Source organism: Trichocoleus sp. FACHB-6, assembly GCF_014695815.1.
In the GTDB taxonomy this organism is placed as follows: domain Bacteria; phylum Cyanobacteriota; class Cyanobacteriia; order Cyanobacteriales; family FACHB-T130; genus Funiculus; species Funiculus sociatus.
Genome location: NZ_JACJOY010000072.1, coordinates 85,891 through 109,944, shown reverse-complemented (window position 1 = coordinate 109,944; position 24,054 = coordinate 85,891). Strand labels below are relative to the sequence as shown.

Annotated in this window: 8 protein-coding genes; all 8 read right to left on the bottom strand. The window is 45.3% G+C overall.

Annotated features, from left to right (window positions below; genetic code table 11):
• Positions 1-17: 17 nt before the first annotated feature.
• On the bottom strand, positions 18-4,787 hold the full coding sequence (locus H6F66_RS13560; RefSeq protein ID WP_190422053.1) for a non-ribosomal peptide synthetase: 4,770 nt from the start codon (positions 4,785-4,787) through the stop codon (positions 18-20).
• Entirely contained in the window at positions 4,750-6,426 is a 1,677-nt protein-coding gene (gene panP / locus H6F66_RS13555) for a pyridoxal-dependent aspartate 1-decarboxylase PanP (RefSeq protein WP_190422051.1), read from the bottom strand. The genes H6F66_RS13560 and panP overlap by 38 nt, the downstream gene beginning before the upstream one ends.
• A gap of 143 nt (positions 6,427-6,569) precedes the next feature.
• On the bottom strand, positions 6,570-9,869 hold the full coding sequence (locus H6F66_RS13550) for a non-ribosomal peptide synthetase (protein ID WP_190422049.1): 3,300 nt from the start codon (positions 9,867-9,869) through the stop codon (positions 6,570-6,572).
• Positions 9,866-14,443 carry a non-ribosomal peptide synthetase gene (locus tag H6F66_RS13545; RefSeq protein WP_190422047.1) on the bottom strand — a complete coding sequence of 1,526 codons (4,578 nt, stop codon included), beginning with the start codon at positions 14,441-14,443 and terminating at the stop codon, positions 9,866-9,868. Before H6F66_RS13545 ends, H6F66_RS13550 begins: the two co-directional genes overlap by 4 nt.
• A 4-nt stretch (positions 14,444-14,447) precedes the next feature.
• Positions 14,448-15,494 carry a TauD/TfdA family dioxygenase gene (locus H6F66_RS13540; RefSeq protein WP_199295465.1) on the bottom strand — a complete coding sequence of 349 codons (1,047 nt, stop codon included), beginning with the start codon at positions 15,492-15,494 and terminating at the stop codon, positions 14,448-14,450.
• The gene (locus tag H6F66_RS13535) at positions 15,494-21,022 is read right to left on the bottom strand and encodes a non-ribosomal peptide synthetase (RefSeq protein ID WP_190422045.1); all 5,529 of its coding nucleotides are present in this window, start codon (positions 21,020-21,022) and stop codon (positions 15,494-15,496) included. The genes H6F66_RS13540 and H6F66_RS13535 overlap by 1 nt, the downstream gene beginning before the upstream one ends.
• A gap of 117 nt (positions 21,023-21,139) precedes the next feature.
• Positions 21,140-22,390 carry a diaminobutyrate--2-oxoglutarate transaminase gene (gene ectB, locus H6F66_RS13530; RefSeq protein WP_190422043.1) on the bottom strand — a complete coding sequence of 417 codons (1,251 nt, stop codon included), beginning with the start codon at positions 22,388-22,390 and terminating at the stop codon, positions 21,140-21,142.
• Between the two features lie 127 nt (positions 22,391-22,517).
• A complete protein-coding gene (locus H6F66_RS13525; protein WP_242019323.1) occupies positions 22,518-23,957 on the bottom strand; it encodes a condensation domain-containing protein in 1,440 nt (479 codons plus the stop codon).
• Positions 23,958-24,054 lie beyond the last annotated feature (97 nt).

Sequence of the window (24,054 nt, the reverse complement as noted above, 5' to 3'; positions counted from 1 at the left end):
TACGCTCCGGAAGATTTTTAACCGCGAATTGCTTTTCTTTTGGCGGTTTTTAGCTTTTGTAAGCTGGTTGATTCTATTTGCTCTTGTTTGAGCAACAACGATGGTTTTTTATGTTCGTGCGCTTGGTAAGATTCAGTGGGTTCGTTGGCTAAAGTGGTAAGAGTTTGAAAATAAGTATGACCAATCTCTTCGATTTGCTGTTGGGATAATTCAGAGGTGTGGCACTTTAAGAAAAGTTTGATTTGAGATGTATTCACATTCAAACCAAAATCAGCTAATAAGGCGAAATCGGTCATTTCAAAGTGCATATCATCTAAAACCTGCAAATCGGTGAATGATTTTAGACGCTGGTAAACATGGAAATGAGTGAAGTTAAAACAAGTTTCAAAGAGTTGCTGTCTTCCTAAATCTTTCTGAATTTGAGCCATTGGATACCATCGGAAAGGTAATAATTCGCGCTCAGCTGCAAAAGCTTCGCGAATCAGGTCAAGCCAAGTACCTCCGGAAAGTTTCATCCGAAATGGCAAAGGAGTGAGGAAAAGTCCTAGAGAGCGATCGCTACCGCTGTCCGGACGACCATTGGCTGAAAGTATTGTTAAAATGTCCGATTGACCGCTCAAAGTTGCGATCGCTCTCAGGTGTGCGGCTACCAAAACGCTTTTGAGTGGAACAGCAGCAACCTGAGTCAGCTGCTTGAGCTTTTGGGAAATCTCTGCGCTGACTGGAATCTCTAGTACGCGAACCGCCTCTGTATTTGTTTGGGAAACAGAAGTGCGAGGTAATGTTGTCTTTGTGCTGTCACTGAGTTTTTGAATCCAATACCGTTTACATTCCTCCGACCGAAGCGCATTTTTCTGCAAAGCTACAAAATTTCGGAAAGCGATCGCTTCGTTCGGTAACGGCGGCGCAATTTCTTTACCCAGAAGGAAGAAATATTGCTCAAATAACTCTGTGAGTAACAATGCTACACTCCAACCGTCGAGAATCACATGGTGGAAGCTCAGCGTAAATTGAAAGGTAGCTTCACCACGGCGATGAACCTGAAAACGCAGTAGAGGAGGACAATTCCAATCAAAATTCTGTTTCTTTTCCGCTTCCATCCAACTAGCGATCGCTTCCTCTTGCTCGGCGGGTGAGAGGCGGCGCAAGTCTTCTATCTGCACAGGAATCTCCACCATCCGATGCACCAGTTGCAGCGGTTCAGAGAAGTTTGTCAGATCGAACGAAGTACGCAGTACAGGATGACGTGTTAACAATTGCTCGATAGCCGCCGTCAAAACCTGAAGGTCGAGAGGCGTTTGCAGGTGGAAGCTGAAGATGTCATGAAAGAGAGTAGAATCCTGGCTATAGGCACTGTGGAACAGCATCCCCATCTGAAGCATCGCCAGGGGATAGGCATCTTCCACATTTTCCGGCAAACTTAACCGATCTGCTGAGGAAATCAGGCTAAATGGTTCTGTTTCTGATATAGGTAAGCTGGATTCTGTCCGATTGGCGTGTTGAGCCAGTTCGCCTATCGTTTGATAACGGAATAGCTGTTCGATAGAAAAATCTATCCCGTGTTTCTGAGCTTGAGTGCGAACTTGGATACTCCGAATCGAGTCGCCCCCCAAGTTAAAAAAGTTATCATGAATGCCCACCGACTGCACGCCCAGGACTTGAGCCCAGATTTCGGTAAGCACCTGTTCAACAAAATTGCGCCCAGCGACAAAGGCGACATCCCGCTCAGGTGTGGCGACGGGGGTTGGCAATGCTCGCCGATCTACCTTACCATTCGGCGTTAGAGGTATGGCTTCGAGTAGTACGAAGGCGGCGGGTATCATGTAATTGGGCAATTGGTTTAGAAAGCTACGCAGTTCGCTGATAGTAATTGCTTGTTCTGGGTAAGGGACAACATAAGCTACCAAACGTTGTTCGCCAGAATTTTCGCCTTGGGTTACAACCAGCCCTTCGCAAACAGCAGGGTGTTGAGTCAACACCGCCTCAATTTCTCCTAGCTCAATGCGGAAGCCGCGAATTTTTACTTGGTCGTCAATTCGTCCTAAGTATTCAATGTCTCCATTGGCTAGATAACGTGCTAAGTCGCCAGTTTTGTACAGGCGTTCCGATTGTGGATTGTGGATTTTGAAGGGATTGGAGATGAACCGCTCCGAAGTCAGATCGGTACGGTTGAGATATCCCCGCGCCAAACCCGCGCCACCAACGTACATCTCGCCCGGAACTCCGATAGGAACTGGCTGCTGATGACTATCGAGTATGTAGATTTGCAAATCTGGAATTGGACAACCAATTACACTTCCGGAAACCAGATTCAGATCGGCAGCTGTCAGCAAACGATAGGTTACGTGTACGGTGGTTTCTGTAATGCCGTACATATTGACTAGCTGAGGAAACTGGTCGCCATGACGGTCAAACCAAGGCTTCAAGCTTTGGAGGTTTAAAGCTTCCCCACCAAAGATTACCAAACGCAAAGACAACGCCTGTGTCGGATTAGCCAATTCTTCTGCTCGAATTAGTTGGCGGAAGGCTGAGGGAGTTTGGTTAAGGACAGTTACCTGCTGCTTACACAATAAGTCGTAAAACAATTCCGGCGAACGACTCACCCAGTAAGGGACTACCACCAACCGCCCACCAAAAAGCAGAGCGCCCCAAAGTTCCCAAACAGAAAAATCGAAAGCATAGGAGTGAAAGAGCGTCCACACATCGCGATCGCTAAATTGATACCACGACTGCACCGCGTCAAACAGCCGGACGACATTCCCGTGCGGGATTAATACGCCCTTCGGCTGTCCTGTAGAGCCGGAGGTGTAGATAACATAAGCCAGGTTGTCAGTTGTCGTCTGAGTGACTGGATTAGCGTCGCTTTCTTGGGCAATGCCCCATGTATCCAAACAGACTACTTTAGCTTTAGATGTCGGTAAAGCTTCTACCAACGACTGCTGAGTTAACAGCACTGGCACTTGCGAGTTTTCTAGCATGAAGGCTAGACGCTCACTTGGATAGGCGGGATCTAAGGGAACATATGCGCCACCAGCTTTGAGAATGCCCAGTAGCCCGACTACTGTGTAAAGCGATCGCTCTACACATATCCCTACCAATGTCTCTGCACCGACTCCCAACGACTGGAGGTAGTGAGCGATTTTGTTCGCCCGCTGGTTCAGTTCCCGATAGGTTAACTGCTCGTCTTCAAAGACTACTGCGATCGCGTCGGGCGATCGCTCTACTTGCGCCTCAAACAGCTGATGCAAACACAACGAAGGCGGAACTAACAAAGTCTGATTTCTAGTCAGTCGTTGCTGACGTTCAGCTTCAGTCAGCAGCGGTAATTCCGAAATCCGGGCTTCCGGATTAGCAACAATACCTGCCAGCATTGTTTGGAAATTCCCCAACATCCGCTTGATGGTTGTGGCATCAAATAAGTCAGTGTTGTACTCTAACGATCCGATCAGTCCTTCCTCGGCGAAAGACATCGTTAGCGTTAAATCAAACTTAGCGATCGCGCTTTCCACCGCTAAAAAGCTGAGGCTCAAGTTTGGCAGCTTCAGCACCTCTTTTGGGGCATTTTGTAGCACGAACGCCACTTGAAATAGCGGGTGATAGCTCAAGTCTCGCTCTGGCTGAAGTTCCTCTACTAAATGCTCAAAAGGCAAGTCCTGATGGGCATACGCTCCTAAAGCTACCTCGCGTACTCGCCCCAACAACTCCCGAAAACTGGGGGTGCCAGAAATGTCAGTACGCATCACCAAGGTATTCACAAAAAAACCAATTAACCCTTCTATTTCCGCTCGGTTGCGGTTAGCAATTGGTGTGCCTACCAGGATGTCATCCTGCCGCGTGTAGCGGTACAGGAGAGCTTTAAACGCTGCCAGCAGAGTCATAAATAGGGTGACATTCTCCCGCTGCGAGAGTGCCTTCAGTGCCTCAGAAAGACTCGCTGGTAATACGAAAGATTGGCTGGCACCCCGAAAAGTCGAAACAGGCGATCGCGGTCGGTCAGTCGGTAACTGCAAGGCTGGCAAATTGCCCCTAAGCTGTTGCTTCCAGTAGGATAGCTGCGTTTTCAGCACTTCTCCCTGAAGCCATTGCCGTTGCCAAACAGCAAAGTCTGCATACTGGATCGGCAGTTCCGGTAACGGTGAAGGCTGACCGTCAACATAAACTTCGTAGAGTGCCGCTAATTCTCGGATCAGGACTCCAATTGACCAGCCATCAGAGACGATGTGGTGCATTGTAAACAGCAGCACATACTCTGCTTCGTCCAGATGGAGCAAAGTACCACGCAGTAAAGGTTCGCACCCTAAATCAAAGGGTTGCTGCGCCTCTAGCATCGCTTGCTTTTGGATCTCTGCATCTCGCTCACTTTTCGCCAGATGCCGCAGGTCTACAACAGGTAGAGTTAACTTTAAACTGGGGGCAATTACCTGAATCGGTTGCCCCTGGTGAGTTGCAAACGTGGTTCGCAAAACTTCGTGACGCTGGATCGCCTCATTAAAGCTCTGCTCCAATGCCGCTATATTCAGCGAACCCAAGAGTAGCACAGCAGCAGGAATATTATAGGTAAAGCGTCCCGGCTCCAATTGATCGAGAAACCACAATCGCTGCTGGGAAAAAGAGAGAACCGCAGGCTGCTGGCGATCGCGTCGAGGAATAACTTTAGACTCCTCAGTTCGCACAGCTTGTTCTCGCAATGCCTTAAGCACCAAGGCGCGTTTCTCTGGCGAGAGATTTTTTAGCCGTTCTAAGCGATCGTTAGTCGTCATTAGCAACACTCCTCGCCAGCTGGTCATATCCTGTTAACACGGGTAGCTTTGCAGCCGTCGCTATCTGATCGTCTAAAACTGCATCAATATCACTTTCAGTAGTGAGTGGATTTGCCAACACTGCACGCAACGCCACAATAGATTTACCTTTCCCGTAGCAAGTGGTATCTAATGTTGTCCGCGAAACAAATGTATGACCAGCCTGTCGCTGAGCATTCTGAAGCAGTTCATTAAATTGATTAATTGATTGTTGGTCGGCTTCAGTTAACTCGCCTTTAGCAACTTTCTGTCGCCAAGGTTCGGGAATGTAGCGATATAGAAGAATATTAATTTCCGGCTCTACCAGCAATTCAAATTCAGGTCGCAGACAAATTAAATTTGCCATGTATTGAGTTTTCTGGATACCGCTATCAATCAAAAATTCATAACCCTGATGTCCGATAATATTCAGCGCCGCTTGTAGAAATAAACTGTTTCCCGGACGAGAGCCTTCTAAGGTGCGCTTTCCTAAATCAATTGACCCTTTGCGGACAGTATAGCGAGCTGTTTTTTCGATAACATTTGCCATTTGGGGATTGCGGAAAAACACCATACCAATTCCCATTGGCAGATACATTTGTTTATGTCCGTCGATGGTGACAGAATCCGCTTTTTCGATGCCAGCTAGTTTATGTTGGTGTTGCTTTGAAAAAAGAACTGGCCCACCCCAAGCCGCATCTACATGAAAGTGAACATTTGCGTTTTGGGCAATCTCCGCCATCTCTAAAAGTGGATCTACCGCTCCCGAATCCGTACACCCAGCAATACCCACGATGGCGATAATAAGTTGGTTACGGGCGCGACACTCGGCAACAGTTCGCCGTAGAGCGAGTAAGTCAATCCGATGGTTACGATCTACAGGGATTTTTATCAAGTTGCGATCGCCAATGCCCATCATCCCCGCTGCCTTCTCAAAAGAGTAGTGCATCAAGGTAGAGCCAATAATTACCGCTTCCTTGTAGCCATAAAAATTTAGAGCCGCTGGTAAGCCTTCATTTTCAACCCCAGTAAAATCATCTTTTGACCCTAATGAAGCGTTACGAGCGCACCACATTGCTGTTATATTTGCCAGAGTCCCGCCAGTTGCGATCGCGCCCAAGGTACTCTCGCTTTCTTGAATATGTTGATGATAGAAATCATCAGAAAATTTGTAAATCAATCGGTGCATCATCGCTAAAGCCTGACGTTCGCAAGGGCTAAAAGCTTTTGAAGTTTCTACCTTAACGACGTTTTGATTCATGGCTGCGATCAGCTTCCCCAAGGGCAGGACAAAATGGGGCAGTGCCGAGGTCATGTGACCGATATATCGTGGGGAGGATGTATGAATTGAATGGGCAACTACACTTTCAGTCAAGTAATCGATATAATCTCCCACATCAGAAGGCTCGACCGGAATTTTACTATCGGTAAATTTTTCGACTATTGAATCCAGCTCAATATCAGTGCTGACGTTTTTAGTATGCAGAAAACTTTGCGCGATCGCTGTAATTCGGGCTTCTATTTCTGTCTGGGTTCCATCTTCGGAAACCGAAAATAATTCCATTAATTGGCTTTCGACTTGCTCCAAGTTGCGTTCAGAAGATAGTTTTTCATTTGGTAAGCTTGGCACTTTAATTGTTTCTTTCATCTAAAGACACTTCCTTTTCAAGCTAAAACTACAAGATTTATAAGACTTACAGGAAAAATCTACGTTGAGGGGCGTGGCATTTGAGGTAATAAAACCAAACGCTAATATTAGGTTTTTTGGGTTTTATTACCTCAACATACTTGCTAATCTCCCTCATTTTGACAATCAATTAAAATCTTCTGTATTTCGTCTTCCTCTAGTCCTTCCAATTGGTCTAGCATTTCATCGATATCTGTGGAACTTGATACCAAAAGAGCTTCTTCCACCATCTCAGCTAAATTCTTAATTGTGGAAGACGCGAAAAAATTTCGCAATGATATATCTACACCAAAATTGGTCCGTACCCGCGATAACAGCTGCGTTGCTATCAGAGAATGACCCCCTAAATCGAAGAAATTGTCATAAATTCCCGCCTGTACCCCTAGGACTGCGCTCCAAATTTCGGCAAGTTCTTTTTCAGTTTGAGTTTGCGGGGCTACAAAAACTGTTTCCCGTTCGGCTGAGAAAGTTTCTGGTGCTGGCAGTGAATTGCGATCCACTTTTCCGTTGGGCGTTAGCGGCAAGGCAGGAAGCATTACGAAAGCTGATGGCACCATGTACTCTGGTAGCTTCTCTTTGAGAAATTGGCGCAGCTGGCTCGATTTTGAATTGATGAGTTGGTCGTCAGGAACAACATAAGCTACCAGCCGCTTGTCACCAGTCTCGTCCTCCCGTGTCAGAACTACCGCTTCTCGAACTGCTGGGTGTTGAACCAACAACGCCTCGATTTCGCCGACTTCGATGCGATACCCCCGAATCTTCACCTGATGGTCTAGACGACCGAGGAACTCAATATCCCCAGTGGGCAGGTAACGCGCCAAGTCTCCAGTTTTATAAAGGTGGTCTGAAGAAACTAAAAGGGAAGAATCTTTTGACTTTTGACTTTTGATTGCCTGATTAAAAGGGTTAGGAATAAATTTCTCGGCGGTCAGTTCAGGCTGGTTGAGGTAGCCGCGTGCTAAGCCATCACCGCCGATGTATAGCTCTCCCGGTACGCCAATTGGGACAAGTTGCAAGTTGCTGTCCAGCAGAAAATAACACGTATTGGCAATCGGGCGACCGATGGGAACGCAAGAATCAAGCACGTTTTCTGTTGTGTCGTACCAAGTAACATCAGCAGACACTTCAGAGGAGCCATAAAGGTTGATCAGTCGGCTTTGAGGCATCCTCTGGCGAAAGCGTTGACAAAGTTCAACACTAAGGGCTTCGCCACTGCTAACCCAATACTTCAGTTTGGGAAGGCGGCTGGACAAATCGGCGAACGTGTCTAAGATGACACGCAGCAAAGACGGAACTAAGACGATGCGCGTGACCTGCTGTTCAGAGAGAGTTTGTACTAGCTGGCACGGATCTTTTACAACTTCATCAGCAATGATTACTGTTCGCAACCCGTGTAGTAATGGGGCAAAAATTTCCCAGACAGAATCTACAAAGTTTAAAGAGGTTTTTTGGCAACAAATATCATCTGTGTTGAAGGGATAGGCTGCCCAGTAACAGCGATTGACTGCGCCTTGGTGCCGGCCGAGGACACCCTTGGGAGTTCCGGTGGAGCCAGAGGTATAAATGACATAAGCTAGATTGTCAGATGTCACTCGGTTAGTAGGGTTTTGAAAGCTTTCTTGGGCAATGTTCCTGTCCCAGTCGGTATCTAGGCACACAGAACGGCAGGATGAAGGAATTTTGTCAGAATATCGATCTTTGAGTGCAGAATGGGTTAGTAAAACTGACACTTGAGCATCGTTGAGCATGAAAGCTAGACGATCACTGGGGTAGGCGGGATCTAAGGGAACATAAGCTGCTCCAGCCTTGAGAATGCCGAATATGGCGATGATAGTATGGAGCGATCGCTCTACGCTAATGCCAACTAATTCCTCTGTTCCCACGCCCAGCCGCAGCAGGTAGTGCGCTATTTTATTAGCCTGCTCATTTAGCTCCCGGTAAGTCAGTTTTTCGTCTTCAAAAACGACGGCAATGGCATCGGGTGTGCGTTCTACTTGAGCTTCAAACAGCTGATGCAAACATTGTTTCGGGTAATCTGCCTTTTGGTTGTTCCACTCAACTAGCTGTTGATGCACTTCCGCTTCTGTTAACAGCGGTAAGTCACATAAGCGCTGTTGGGGATTGGTTGCCATGCCTGCGAGTAAAGTTTGAAAATGACTTAGCATCCGGATGATCTCGGCGGCATCAAAGCGGCAGCAATCGTACAATATCCTCAGCTCCAACTCTGAACCTGGGATGGCAAATACAGTTAGGGGATAATTCGTTTTTTCAAAAACAGTAAAATTCTGAATTTCTAGATTGACTTTCCACTCCTGTAAAATTCGATCTACCGGGTAGTTCTCAAACACTAAAATGCTCTCGAACAAAGGTTGACCTCGTGGCACTTCGCTCCACCCTTGCACCTCTACCAGGGGGCTGTACTCGTACTGACGCATCTCCACCAGTTGAGCCTGAAGTTGCTTGAGCCAAGCCAACAGAGGCTGTTCCGGCTTTACTTGTACCCGCACGGGCAGGGTATTGATCAACAGCCCTACCATAGACTCGGCTCCTGCTAAGTCGGCTGGACGACCAGAGACGGTAGCTCCATAAACTACGTCGTTCTCGCCGCTTCTTCGACTCAGAAGCAACGCCCATGCTCCCTGAACTAGGGTATTTAGGGTTAGTTGATGCTGTCGTGCCAAGGATTGCAGGGCTGCTGTGGTAGTTGACGAAAGCTGAAGCACTTGTTGATTGCAGTCTTTTTGGAGGCGGGAGCTAACATCTAACCCTAAGCGTTTTGTGAATGGATTAAATCCCTTGAGCTTTTCTCGCCAGAATGCTTCGGCTTTTGACAAGTCTTGCTGCTGTAACCAAGCGATGTAGTCCCCATAGCTACTGATGGGCAAATCTGGCTCCTGTTGTCCCTGAGAAAGGGCTGCGTAAATTTCAACGACTTCTTTGAGTACCAATGCTGTTGACCATCCATCCAGAATTAGATGGTGCTTGCTCCAGATGAATTGGTAACTTTTTTCGCCAAGTTGCAGCAAATTCAAGCGCATTAAAGGTGCTTCGGACAGGTCGAAGCCTTGACGATCTATTTCTAGCAAGGTTTGAAGATGTTCTTGCTGTTCTGAGGGAGAAAGCTTTTGCAAATCATGCTGCACCAGCGGCACTTTAATATGTTGATGTACGACTTGCAATGGCTTTTCCAGGTCTTCCCAATGAAAGCTAGTACGCAAGGCGGGGTGACGAGCTATGACTTTCTGCCATGCCTGCTCGAAAGCAGAAACATCAAGATAACCCTGCAAGCTATAGTGCAACTGTAGGAAATATACTCCAGATTCGGGGGTATACAAACTGTGAAAAAGTATGCCCTGCTGTGCTGGTGATAGTTCGTAAATATCTTGAAGATTTTCTACTTTCATTTGGCTTTCTTCTCACTGGTGCGGTTGATTTTGGCAAGCAACTTGTCCAGGTCTTTTTGATTCAGTTGGGCTTTTGGGAAGTCAGTTGGGGTGTAGCCTCCCGCTTCGGCAGATTGGCAGTGAGCAATGAGCGACGCGCAAGCTGTGAGAAATTTTTGCGCTAGGCTTGACACAGTTGAATGTTTATGTATTGCGGCGCTGTATGTCCAATCTAGTTGCAGCTTTCCGTTGACAACAAAGCCAGTGATATCCAGTAGGTGAGGGCGCTTTCCTTGGGGACTCCGCGCCGCGCCGCTCGATTCTGGGGCTAAGCTAAACAAAGAGGACTGTTGTAAAGCTGGGTCAAACTGGCCCAGGTAGTTGAAACAAACTTCCGGTTGAGGAAGCTGGCGCGATCGCTCTTTTACTGATGTGTCTGCCTGGAGATATCGCAGCACACCGTAGCCAATTCCTCGATTTGGAATCTGGCGCAATTGCTCTTTGATAGCTTTGAGTGCCTCTCCCGGTTCAGACGCTGCTTCTAACTCCAATAGCACCGGGAATAAAGTCGTGAACCAGCCGACCGTGCGCGACAAGTCCACATCCTTGATAATTTCCTCTCGGCCGTGACCTTCAAGATTAACTAAAAGCGATCGCTGTTGAGTCCAATCCGCAAAAGCCTGCACCAGTGCTGTCAGCAACACATCATTCACCTGCGTTTGATACGCCGATGGCACCTCTTTTAACAGTGCTTGCGTCTGGGACTCACTCAACGATACCGAAACCGTGCGAGCTAACCCCACCGTATTCGCGCCCCCTGGAAAGTCCACAGGCAAATGCGATCGCTGACGGGGAGCTAACCAATAATCTTGCTCTTTTCGTAGTGTGGTTGATTGTGCATACTCCTGCAAGCATTCAGCCCACTGCTTGAAGGCGGTTGTCTTCGCTGGCAGCTGTATCGTTTCATTCCGGCTTAACTGTTCGTAAGCTGTTTGCAAGTCTTCCAGCAAAATCCGCCAGGAGACGCTATCAACAGCTAAGTGGTGGATAATCAGTAACAAGCGGCTCGGTTTAGAAGTCCCCAAGTTAAAGAGCGTTACCGCCATCAACGATCCTGCTGACAGATTCAGACTAGCTTGCTGTTCCCCAGCCGCAGCTTCAATAGCTCCGGTTTGTTCGCTGGGTGAGAGGGTCGATAAATCCAGCACAGTTACTGGCACTACTCGCTGATAATCAGTATTAACAGCTCGCCAACCCGATGCTTCTGGAATAAACCGCAGACGCAGAGCATCGTGATGTTTCAGCAAGTGCTGCACCACTTGCTGTAATAGGTTGGGATCTAAATGCTGTACTTGCAGGAGAATAGCTTGATTCCAGTGATGCGAATCGGGTAAATTTTGCTCAAAGAACCAGTGCTGAATCGGGGTAAGAGGAACAAACCCAGTCACCAGACCTTGTTCAATTTCGATGGTTTGGGCGATATCCGCCACTGCTGCTAATTGGGCAATCGTCGGATACTCAAATATTTGCTTGGGGGTCAGCCGCAAGTTTGCTTTATTGGCTCTGGCAATTACCTGAATGCTGAGAATGGAATCTCCGCCTAATTCAAAGAAGTTGTCATAAATACCCACTTGCTCTAAACCCAAGATTTGCGCCCAAATTTCCGCCAACACCTTTTCCTGGGGATTGCGAGGTGCGGAAAAACCTGGATTAAATTCTGGCTTAGTCGCGTCCGGTGCTGGCAGGTTTTTGTGGTCTATTTTGCCATTAGGTGTTAGGGGCAAGGCTTTGAGCAGTACGAAGGCAGAAGGCACCATATACTCAGGTAATTTCTGCTTCAGAAAGTTACTTAGGTCGCTGATGGTAGCGGTATGGGAATCCGGAACAACATAAGCGACAAGACGTTTCTGATCCGGCTCATCTTCTCGCGCCAGTACGACAACTTCGCGCACTTTTGGATGTTGACTCAGCACGGCTTCAATTTCCTCTAATTCGATGCGGAAGCCATGCAGTTTGACTTGACGGTCTAGGCGACCCAAAAATTCTAGGGTGCCATCTGGTCGGTATCTTGCTAAGTCACCAGTTTTGTATAGTCGTTCTTGAGAAGGCTGATTAAAGGGGTTGGGTATAAATCGCTGGGCGGTTAGTTCGGGTTGATTTAGGTAGCCTCTGGCTATGCAATCACCGCCGATGTAGAGTTCGCCCGGTACGCCTATCGGCACGGGTTGCTGATGGGTGTCTAGTAAATAAATCTGGGTGTTGGCTAGGGGACGGCCTAAAGGAACGGTTGCTCTACTCGCCTCGGTTGGCAAGCTTTTTACTGAATAGGTAAGTACGCCAATGGTGGTTTCGGTCGGGCCGTAGTGGTTGAGAATCTGACATGGGGAGTGTTGTCGCACCTGTGAGATCAAATTCCAGCTGACGGCTTCACCTCCCAAGATTAGACACTGACGGGGCAGAATTTGCTCTGGATGGGAGGTTGTTAGCAGGGCTGCTAGGTGGGTTGGGACTATCTTGAGACAGTCAATAGGATGGCGGCGGCAGTATTGGGCTAGTGCTACTGGGTCGGTAGCTCGTTCCTGAGAGATGATATGCAGGCATCCCCCAGTACACAGGGCTGGGAAGATGGCTGTGTTGCCGAGGTCGGCGGCGATGGTGGAAACGGTGGCGAAGCTGGCACCACTTGGCAGTACCAATTTTTCTAGGATGGCGTTGAGATAATTGAGAAGTTGCCGATGCTCAATAGCAACTCCTTTGGGCTTGCCAGTGGAGCCGGAGGTGTATATGACGTAGGCTAAGTTTTGGGCGGTGGTATGGCTGATGGGGTTGGAGTGGTCTTCTTTAGCGATCGCATCCCAATTATCCAGACGCACTACTTGCGCTTGCGGTTGAAGTTCAATAAGGTGCTGTTGTGTTAACAGGATGGTTGCCTGTGCTTCTTGCATTCGCAAGGCTAAGGCTTCTTTGGGTAATGCCGGCTCTAAAGGTAAATATGCTCCCCCTGCTTTGAGAATTCCCAGCAAACCGATGATCAGTTCTGGGGATCTTTCCAGGTGCAGGGCGACGATAATTTCGGGTTTAACTCCGAGTCGCTGTAGGTAATGAGCAAGTTGATTGGCTTTAATGTTGAGTTCGGCATAGGTGAGTTGCCGATCTTCAAACACAAGGGCAATGTTGTTGGGTGTAAGCTGTGCCTGTGCTTCAAACCAGTGGTGAAGACAGGAATAGGGGGGAGGAGCGGTTTTGTTGTTGTTAAATTCGACTAATAGTTGCTGTCGTTGGCTGCTGTTGAGGATTTCTAATTGCGCGATCGCTACTTCTGGATTCTCAATGGCATGGGTTAGCAAGGTTTGAAATTGTGCCCCTAACCGCTCGATTTCTTCTGTCTCGAATAAGTTAGCGTCATAGTGCAATTCTGCTGTCAGAGAATCATTCTGCTCTTTTACAGAAAGTTTTACTTTGAATCGGTCGATGCAGGTGTAAGACTTGTAAATGGAAAATAATAGGTCTGCCGCAGAATATTGAGGCGGCTGGGATTCAAATTCAAAGCAAAAGGGGAAAAACGGTGTTTCTTTATTCGGGGTGTTACTTTTAACAAGATATTCCCAATTAAAGGATTCTTGCCATTTCAAAGCATCGCTGGTTATCTTGTTAAGCTGCTGCCACACTTCATAAAATGTAAGTTCTCCCTGCAAACAGCCCTGGATTGGTAGATATTTTGCCAGCAAGCCTATTGCAGGTTCTAACTCTGCATGGTTTCTGCCAGCACAAGCAATTCCTATCTCAGATTTACCCGTAATACGCCACAGTAATATTTGCCAGCAAGCCTGTAAAAAGCTAGAAACAGTATATATCTCTTTATTCGCTAAAGCTGCAATTTTTGTCTTTATGTCAGTATTTAATTCTAAAGAAATAGACTCTGGTTTAAATACTGATTCTATCAACGGTTTTTCATTGGGAAGCGTATTTTGGATAAAGTTTAAATCCAAATTGCGCCAATACTCTTTTCCCGTTTCTGCCTCTTCAGCTTCAAACAGCTCATTTTGCCATGCCGCAATATCTGCATATTGCAAAGGTTCGTCACCCAAAGGACTATTCTGGATACAAGCTGCGTAAGATTGGCTAATTTCACCTACTAGATTATTAATTGCTATCCTATCTGCACAAAGAGCTGGTAAGCCAAGTAGTAAAATATGCTTTTCCGGGGAAATAATTGCTAAAGATACTTGTAAGATTGAGCCATGAGATAAATCGAAAGGATGCTTTTTGGCTTCTTGAAAAAGTACCTCTAGTTTTGCTTCTTGTTCCTCAAATTTTAACTGCTTTAAATCACACTTGTTAACTTCTGGTAAATTGCGATCACTTATTACTTGTAAAGCAATTGATATCCCGCTTAGGCAGCAAAAAATTGTCCGGAGTATCTCATGTCTTTCTACAACCTTTTGTAAAGCTGCCTCTAGGACTTTTATCTTGAGATTTCCTTCTATTAAAACAGCACAATGAACCCGATAAGGCTGACTCTGGTTTTGCTGTAACAACCACAAATTTTTTTGCTGCGGGGAAAGCTCAAACCCCTCTATAGATAATTCTTGCATATCCTTAAGCTCCGCTGTTTTGATTAGTAAAAGGTTCTGCCATCCCTACTACTACTTTTCGGGAGCCAACAAACGGCATACGTCCATGAGCCGTTAGCATATTATCCAGCATCAATATATCTCCTTCTTGCCAAGGAAATATAACTGTTTCCTGCTGATAAATTTCCCGAATTTCATCTAAAACAGAAGTTTCAATCGGAGAGCCATCACCGTAATAAGCATTACGAGGTAAATCTTCCTCTTTAAATGTTGCCAGCAGGGATTGATAAACTTCTGGATTTAGGCTTGAGACGTGAAACAAATGAGCTTGATTGAACCACACCAGTTCGCCAGTTTTGGGATGGGTGGCGACAGCTTGGCAAACCTGACGAGTTCTTAGCTGATTTCCCTTCCAATCAAACTCAATTCCCTTACTCCGGCAATAATTTTCTACTTCAGTTTTATTTGTTGTTTGAAAAACATTTTGCCAGTCAAGGTCTAGTTTATCACCATAATTGCGGACATACATCACTTTTTTCTGAATAAATTTATTTTTAATTTTATTATCAATGCGTTCAAAAACCTTACGACTATCGGCAATCGGTGTCTCTCCTTTCTGTTCGGCAGATTTGACGCAAAAGAACCAAATTTTTAACGGCCATTCTAGGGAATAAGCCATCTCATTATGTAAAGGAATAACTTGGGTGGCAGGATATTCAGTTGACGTATATATGTTGCCGCTTACTTGAGTTCGGGGTGTTGACCGATAGGAGTATTCAAGTAATTCTCCGGAAATTGCTTGGATAAATTGCTCAAATTCGGGTAATTCTTTAAGATCAAACTTCCGAAACAGTAAGCCACCATGTTCTAATAACTGTGTCTCGATCCATGAGCGATTATTTGTTGCCCAAGTAATCAAATTCAACCCATCTACCGCTGGCTTAATTACTAAGGGTAGAGGATGTTCAGGCTGAAAGCACTCTATCTGAATTAATTTCTCTGGGGAGATGCTGACGGTTTTTCGCCTGACATTGCTTGGCTTCATCGTGTTGAGATTTGTAGATTCTTTCATCAGTGGTTATCCCGTTCTAATTGTTCAGTTGCAACGCTAATCGTCTTGCGCCTGACATTTCCTATTTTTTGGCGGCGAACCGCTTGGAAATCTTTCTGTTTCAGAACTTGTTGTTGTTTGTCGCCTTCTATCAGTGCTTCTTTAAGGGCGCAGATATTAGCATCAGGTTGTTCCAAAACGCGGTGTAGTAGAATTTGGAAATGTTCTAAAATTTGAGCGATCGCGTCCGGCTGAAAGCGGCAAGAATCGTATAAAATTTGCAGCGACAAGTCCGGTAACAGAACTCTGACAGTCAGAGGATAATTATTTTTTGAGGAAGAGCGAATATTGCCAAATTCAAATTCTCGGAAGCCTTGGCGTAAGGATGGATCTACTGGATAGTTTTGGAAGACAACAATATTTTCAAATAGAGGCAAGTCCCTTGGCATATCGCTCCATTTGTGCAACTGCACTAAAGGAGTGTGTTCGTATTGACGGGCTTCAACTTGCTGGAACTGAATTTTCTTGAGCAAAGAGACAAAAGAATCTTCAGGAATCAGTTGTACTCGCACTGGCAGAGTATTAATAAAAACCCCGACAATTGATTCCGAACCTGCGAGGTTGGGCGGACGGCCGGAAACGGTGCTACCAAAAACTACATCTTCGGCACCACTATAGTGGTTCAGCAGCAACGCCCAAGTTCCTTGAATTAAGGTATTTAGAGTTAATTGATGCTGTTTGGTAAACAGTAGTAAGGCGGTGGCGGTGGCTTCTGAAAGCTGGATTTGCTGTTTATTTTCGCTTTCTTTTAAGCTGGGCAATTTTTGGGAAACCGGATTGATTTCTAGGGGGGTTGGTGTTGTGAAACCTTTGAGCATTTGCTGCCAAAATACCTCAGCTTTGGATAGATCCTGCTGCTGTAACCATGCAATGTAGTCCCGGTAAGGACGGGGGCGTTTGGGATTTAAGTCTTGTCCCTGAGAGAATGCTTGGTAAAATGCGATCGCGTCTTTGAAAACGATGGGCATAGACCACCCATCTAGCAATAGGTGATGATGGCTCCAGATGAATAGATTGGTGTTGTCGGTCAGCTGGATTAAAATTAGGCGCATCAGGGGTGCTTGCGACAAATCGAAGCCTTGACGATCGCGCTTTAGAACAGCTTCCAGCCGTTCCTGGTCGGTTAGAGATCCCCGCCAATCTTGCTGTTCCCAAGGTAATTCCACTTGTCGATGGACGACTTGAAGCGGTGTATCAATTTCTCCGTAAAAAGAGGTTCGCAGAACTGGGTATAAGTCTACAACTCGCTCCCAGGCTTGCTTGAAGGCTGAGATATTTAAGTTTCCCTTGAGGGTGCAGCTAAACTGTTCGCAATAGATTCCAGAGTCGGGATCGTAAAGGGTATGAAAGAGCATCCCCTGTTGTATAGGCGAAAGAGGGTAAATATCCTCTATCTGCGATTGGACAAACAACTCATCAAGTGTTTGCTGATCCAGTTTTGCTAATGGGAAGTCAGATGGAGTATAGCCTCCAGCTTCCGGAGATTGGCAATGGGCGATAAGCGATCGCAATGCCTCGATAAACCCTTGCGCCAAAGCCTCAATTGTGGATTGGTGATGAACACTCTGGCTGTAAGTCCAATCTAGTTGCAACTGACCGCCAACCACAAAACCGTTGATTTCTAAGAGTTCGCTGCGATTGTCTCGCAAACTGCGTTCTATCCCACGAGGTTCTGAAGACCAGTTAAATAGAGGTGATGAAAGCGTCTGGTCAAACTGACCCAAGTAATTGAAACACACCTGGGCTTGAGGAAGCGATCGCAGCGATTCGACTATAAAAGGATCATTACTCAGATAGCGCAGAACACCATAGTCTATCCCTCGATTGGGAATGCTCCGCAACTGCTCTTTGATAGCTTTCAACGCTTCCCCAGGATCAGAATCTCCCAACAGCAACACTGGAAAAACTGATGTAAACCAGCCCACAGTACGGGACAAGTCTACATTGTCAAAAATTTCCTCCCGTCCGTGACCTTCTAAGTTAACAAGTAGCGACTGTTCTCCCGTCCACTGTGCAAATGCTTGCACCAACGCCGTTAACAACACATCATTAATCTGGGTGCGATAGGCAGCAGGCACCTTTTGCAGCAAAGCTTTGGTTTCTGCAACACTCAGGGAAACTGATAAAATCCGGGCGGAACCTACTGTATTAGACCCCCCAGGAAAGTCCACGGGTAGACGTGAAACCGATTTGCTCTTTTGTGCTAACCAATAATCTAGTTGCAGCAAAGCGGTACTGCGAGCATACTCAAGCAACTGTTGCGACCATTGCTTGAAGGAGGTTGTTTTCAATGGTAAGGCAAGCGTTCCTGTGTCGTTGGCATTCGCTTTTGTGTTCTGCTGATAGATTGTCTGCAAATCCTCAACTAAAATTCGCCAAGAAACGCCATCTACCGCCAGGTGGTGAATTATTAACAGCAGGCGACTTGTTTTTTCACCCAGCTTAAAGAAAGCTGCTCGTATCAGAGGCCCTTGCGATAGGTTTAAGCTGCTCTGTAGTTCAGTGGCGGCTGCCTCCAGAGTGAATTTTTGCTTTTCTGCTGGCAAGTCTGACAAATCCACATAGGAGAAAGGCACCAAATCATCAGAATTGGCATTAATTTGTTGCCAACCAGACTCAGTTTGTATAAACCGCAGGCGGAGAGCATCGTGATGGATTGACAACTGCTGCACAGCCCGTTCTAACAGTTTCGGGTCAACATCTGGCTGCACTTCTAGCAACAGAGATTGATTCCAGTGGTGCGGGTCAAGTAAATTTTGCTCAAAGAAGCTGTGTTGAATGGGTGTAAGTGGTAGCGAACCCACAACTAAACCTTGTTCTGCCTGAATTGCCCCAGTTGTGTCAGCGACCGTTGCCAAGTCTGCAATTGTCTGGTGCTGAAACATTTGCTTCGGGGTCAGCTGAACTCCTGCTTGATGAGCTTTGGCAATCACCTGAATGCTGAGAAGAGAATCGCCGCCTAATTCAAAAAAGTTGTCATGGATGCCTACCCGCTCGATACCCAAAACCTGCTCCCAAACCTGAGTTAAGATTTCCTCAACGGGAGTGCGAGGCAACATAAACGTTTCTTGGGGTGCTAACCGCGTTTGATCCGGTGCTGGTAAAGCTCGACGGTCTACTTTGCCGCTGGGTGTCAGCGGTAGAGTCTCTAACAGCACAAACGCAGATGGCACCATATACTCAGGTAGCTTCTGTTTCAGAAAGCTGCGAAGCTGCGATACTACGCTTTGCACTTGGTTATCCGGACTCGGAACAACATAAGCTACCAAACGCTTTTGGTTTGATACATCCTCCCTGAATGCGATCGCAGTTTCTCGTACAGCTGGGTGTTGACTCAGTAGAGCCTCAATTTCTCCAAGTTCAATCCGGAAGCCACGAATCTTTACTTGGTGGTCAATGCGTCCCAAAAATTCAATATTTCCATCGGGAAGCCACCTTCCTAAATCTCCTGTTTTATAAATTAAATCTTTATTAGTACCAGGCAAACATTTTGCAGTATTTGGAAAAGGATTAGGAACAAAGTTTAACTGGGTACTTTTTTCATTTTTCCAATACCCCACACCAACACCAAATCCCGATACGCAAATCTCCCCAGGAACCCCAACGGGTAACAACTGCATTTTGCGGTCAAGAATATAGATATTTAAGTTAGCTAAGGGTTTACCAATTGAAACTGTTCGTTCCTCTAAAGGCTTGTCTATTATCAACTGAGTGATATCATCAGCCGCTTCAGTAGGGCCGTAAGCATTGACAACTTTAATTGCGGGATACAGACTAAGCCACTGATTTACCATCTCTACCGACACAGATTCTCCCGTCACCATCATCCACTTCAAATCTGGTAACAGTCTTTGGTCGTTCGACAGTTGGGAAATATATTCTAGTAAGCTTCTTAAAACAACTGGGACGATTTCAATAATAGTAACTTTTTTATCTTTGATATCATGAAACAATTTCTCTGGATTGCAGACTGTTTCCGTGTCTACAATAACTGTCGTCCCACCAATTAAGATTGGCGCTAAGAATTGCCATACAGAAATGTCCGATGAAGCCGGGGCGCTTTGCAGGAATCTCAAGTTTTCTGTAAGATTTAAAGCATCAAATTGGGCATAAATATGATTAATAGCGCCGCCATGTCTGATAATTGCACCTTTAGGAAATCCAGTTGAACCGGAAGTATATATCATGTAAGCAGCATCGATTCCCCGATTAATAGCATCTATCGCAGTCGGTAAATGCTGGAAATCGCTTTGCTGATATAAATTTACTCCGGTTATTTTTTGGTTGCACTCATCAGGAATCGCATCTAGGCAAATAATTGATTGTAAGCAAGAACATTCAGATATAACTTCCGGCAATATATTCAGAGATGAAGACTCTGTTAATAGAACCTGAACTTCGCTATTCAATAGCATATATCTGATTCTATCGGCTGGATAAGTTACATCAATAGGTACGTAAGCTGCGCCAGCTTTTAAGATAGCCAGTATTGCTATTAAATAATTTGGATTGCGTTCCTTTAAAATTCCAACAAAGCTACCATTTGTGATTCCCAGTTTACGCAAAAATAAAGCAAGCTGATTTGCCTGATCGTTCAGTTCGCAGTATTTTAATTGAGTGTTTTCAAAAACTACCGCAATTCGATCCGGTGTTTTTTCTACTTGTTCTTCAAATAAAGCGTGAATTGTTTTAGTGACGGGATAAGATTTGGCATTATCATTAAACTCTTCTAATAATTGCTTTCTGTCGGCTGCTGTTAGAAAATCAAGCTGGGCTAGAGGAATATTTATGTCACCAAGCGCGATTTCAAGAATGTTGATATAGTGCGCGATCGCTTGATTGATAGTTTCCTCTTTGAAAAGAAGTGAACTGTACTCAACTTTTCCTTTTAAGCGATTCTCACTAACTACAAAAGAAAATGTAATATCGTTTTTCGTTTCTGCCAAGCTAGGCTGATTGTGAATGTTCTCTAGCAAGATGATGATGTCAAAGATTGAACATCGACTCTCACTTTGTGGCAGCTTCAACAAGTCTACTAATTCATCAAAAGGATAGTTTTGATTGCTATAAGCACCAATAACAGTATCTTTTACTTGTAGAAGAAAATCTTTAAAGGTCAGGCTATCTGCTACCTGCGATCGCAGCGTAACAAAATTATTTAACTTCTCATTATCTCCTATTTTATAAACAGGTGAACCGACAATTACATCATCATTGCCAGTATATCTGTTTAGTAATATCTTCAGCGCTGACAAAAGAACTAAATAGATAGACAAATAGGAACGATTAGTTAACTTTAAAATTGCCTCCGATAAATTTTCTGACAACTCAAAACTGATAGATTGGTTTTTCTTGCCATAGGGTACTGGCCTTAGATAATCCGCAATCAAAGTTGTTTCCGGTAATTCTCCGGATAACTTGTGTAACCAATATATTTTCTGAGTAAACAAGTCTTCAGAAAGAGGAATATTTCTAATATTTTTAGTCATCGTCTGCGTCTATCTCCTGCCTAAAAATGTCAGTTCTGCCGTTCATTAATCTTCACCAATTACCTTAAGCGCACGCCAAGGCGATTATTTAAAAAAGGCAGCAATCAAATCGGCTTTCTAATTAATGCAGTCAAAAAAAGCTTGCTTAATAATTGAACAGCCCTTTCTTAAAACAGGCATTTCAATATTCAAGGGGGGCAAAATTTTAATTACCGTATCATCTCTTCCCACCCTTTCAACGATTAATCCTAGTTCATAGCAACGCTGCGCGATCGCTTTCGCAAAACTTGCGCCTCTATCCGACAGATCGATTCCCCAAATCATGCCGATCCCGCGAATAACTATTTTTTCACTTAAGCAAGCTATCTCCTCATTAAGGAAAGTATTCAAAAAAGATTCTTTAAGTTTGACCTCGTATTCAAGATTAATACTTTCTCTGTACTCTATAGCCGCCGATGCTCCCACAAATGCCAATTGGTTTCCTCTAAAAGTGCCTGTATGTTCGCCTGGTTCCCAAATGTCAAACTCTGGCTTAATCAATAACAAAGACATGGGAAACCCGTAACCACTGATAGATTTTGAGATAGCTACTATGTCAGGAACAATATTCGCTCTTTCAAACGAAAAGAACGGGCCTGTGCGACCGCAGCCGACTTGAATATCATCACAAATTAATAAAATATCATGGCGATCGCACAAATTTCTGAGCCTTTGCATCCACTCGATCGGTGCTACAACAACACCACCTTCAGCTTGTACCGTTTCAAATATAATTGCTGCTGGTTTTTCCACCCCAGAATTAACATCAGTCAGTACCGTTTCCATATACTCTATGGTGTCGAAATTTTCCATATATCCATAGGGAAACGGCATAAAAGTTACATGGCTTGATGTTACTCCGGCCCCTAAGCGAATACCGTTATTGCTACTAATAGCTAAGCTGCCTAAAGTCATACCGTGATATCCTCCCATAAATGAGAATATACCAGTTCTTTGCTTGACTTTTCTTGCCAATTTTAAAGCTGCTTCAACAGCATTTGTTCCAGTAGAGCCACAAAATTGAATCTTGTAATCGAGTTTTTTGGGTATTAAAACAGCTTCAGAAAACTTTTCTAAAAAGTCTCTTTTAGCCATTGTATGTAAGTCTAGACCATGAGCGATCGCGTCGGATTCTAAATATGAAATAACTTTTTGTTTTATGTATTGATTGTTGTGTCCATAATTAAGAGCGCCAGCACCAGCAAGAAAGTCGATAAACTCTACGCCTGATTCCGAATAAACCGTAGAACCTACAGCTTTATGGAAAACATCGGGAAAATTTCTACAATAAGTTCTGACATTTGACTCGCGTTCTTCAAAGATATTCATATAATTCTTCTCCTTGGGCAATTGGGTCGCTGTGAGAGGTAATAAGAAAAGCTTAATTAGACTGGTTAATGTTGGGTTTTGTTAGTACAATTACTGGTTCGTATTGGGTTTCGTTCCTCAACCCAACCTACAAGGTCAAAGCAAAATCGAAGTTAAAAGTCGCTTCTTTTTCTAGCATGAAAGTGATGTGCTGCTCAGATTTTGTCAGCAAGGGTAAATCTGATAGACGCTGGTTAGGATTGGCAACAATGCCTTCTAATAAAGTTTGAAAATGTCCTAACATCCTGCTGATTGTGGCGGGAACAAACAGGTCAGTGCTGTACTCCACCGTCCCGATAAGTCCTTGTGGTGTCTCCATCATGTCGAAGCTCAAATCGAACTGCGCCGTATTACTTTTAACCTCTAACAAACTTACGCTTAGACCTGAAAGCTGCAAGGCTGGCATCGGGGCATTATTCAACGAAAACCACACTTGAAACAGCGGATGATAGCTCAGGTTACGTGTTGGCTGAAGTGTTTCTACCAGTTGCTCAAAAGGCAAATCTTGATGATCGTATGCCTCCAAAGCTACTTTGCGGACTCGATGCAAAAGTTCTCGGAAACTTGGGTTGCCTGATAGGTCAGTCCGCATCACCAAAGTATTGACAAAAAATCCAATTAGACCCTCAAATTCAGCTCGGTTGCGGTTAGCAATAGAGGAGCCGGTAAGGATATCATCTTGCCTAGTGTAACGGTAAAGTAAGGTTTTGAATGCAGCAAGCATTGTCATGAACAGGGTGACATTTTCTCGCTGCGAAAGTGTCTTGAGTTGCTCAGAGAGGTTAGTAGGTAATCCGAAAGATTGGGTGGCACCTTGACCAGTTTGAACTGTCGGTCGCGGGCGATCGCTAGGTAACTCTAGTACGGATAAGTTGCCACTCAACTGCTGCTTCCAGTAAGACATCTGAGCTTCTAGCACTTGTCCCTGCAACCTTTGCCGCTGCCAGATAGCGTAATCAGCGTACTGGATGGGCAGTTCGGGAAGCGGTGAAGGACGACCTTGAGAAAAGGCTTCATAGAGTGCGGCTACTTCGCGAACCAGCACACCCTTAGACCAACCGTCGCTAATGATGTGGTGTATCGTTAGCAGCAATACGTGCTGTTCTTCATCCAGCTGTAGCAACTTTGTCCGCAGTAAAGGCCCTTGGGACAAGTCAAAGGGTTGTTGGGTTTCTTGCGCGATCGCATTTTGCACCTGAACATCGCGATCGCGATCGCACAGCGATCGCACAAACACCACCGGAAGTTTCCACCTCAAACTTGGCGCAATCACCTGAACAGGTTGCCCATCAACCATCACAAACGTAGTTCGCAAGGCTTCATGACGGCGCACAATTTCGTTTAAACTTTCCTCTAACGCTGGCACGTCAAGCGCACCCGTCAGTTGTATGGCGACAGGGCTAATGTATTGAAGGCTACCTGGCTCCAACCGATCAAAAAACCACAACCGCTGCTGGGCAAAAGAGGCTGGAAATACAAAGACATCTTCTTCGGAAGTATTAACATCAGAGGAAAAATCTACTTTCATCGTCACCATACCTGACTTGAGCTTTGAGCTTTCTTCCCGTGAACTAAAGTTCCGGCTGAAAGCTAAAACCGATTGAAATGGGTTGTTTTTGCGTTTT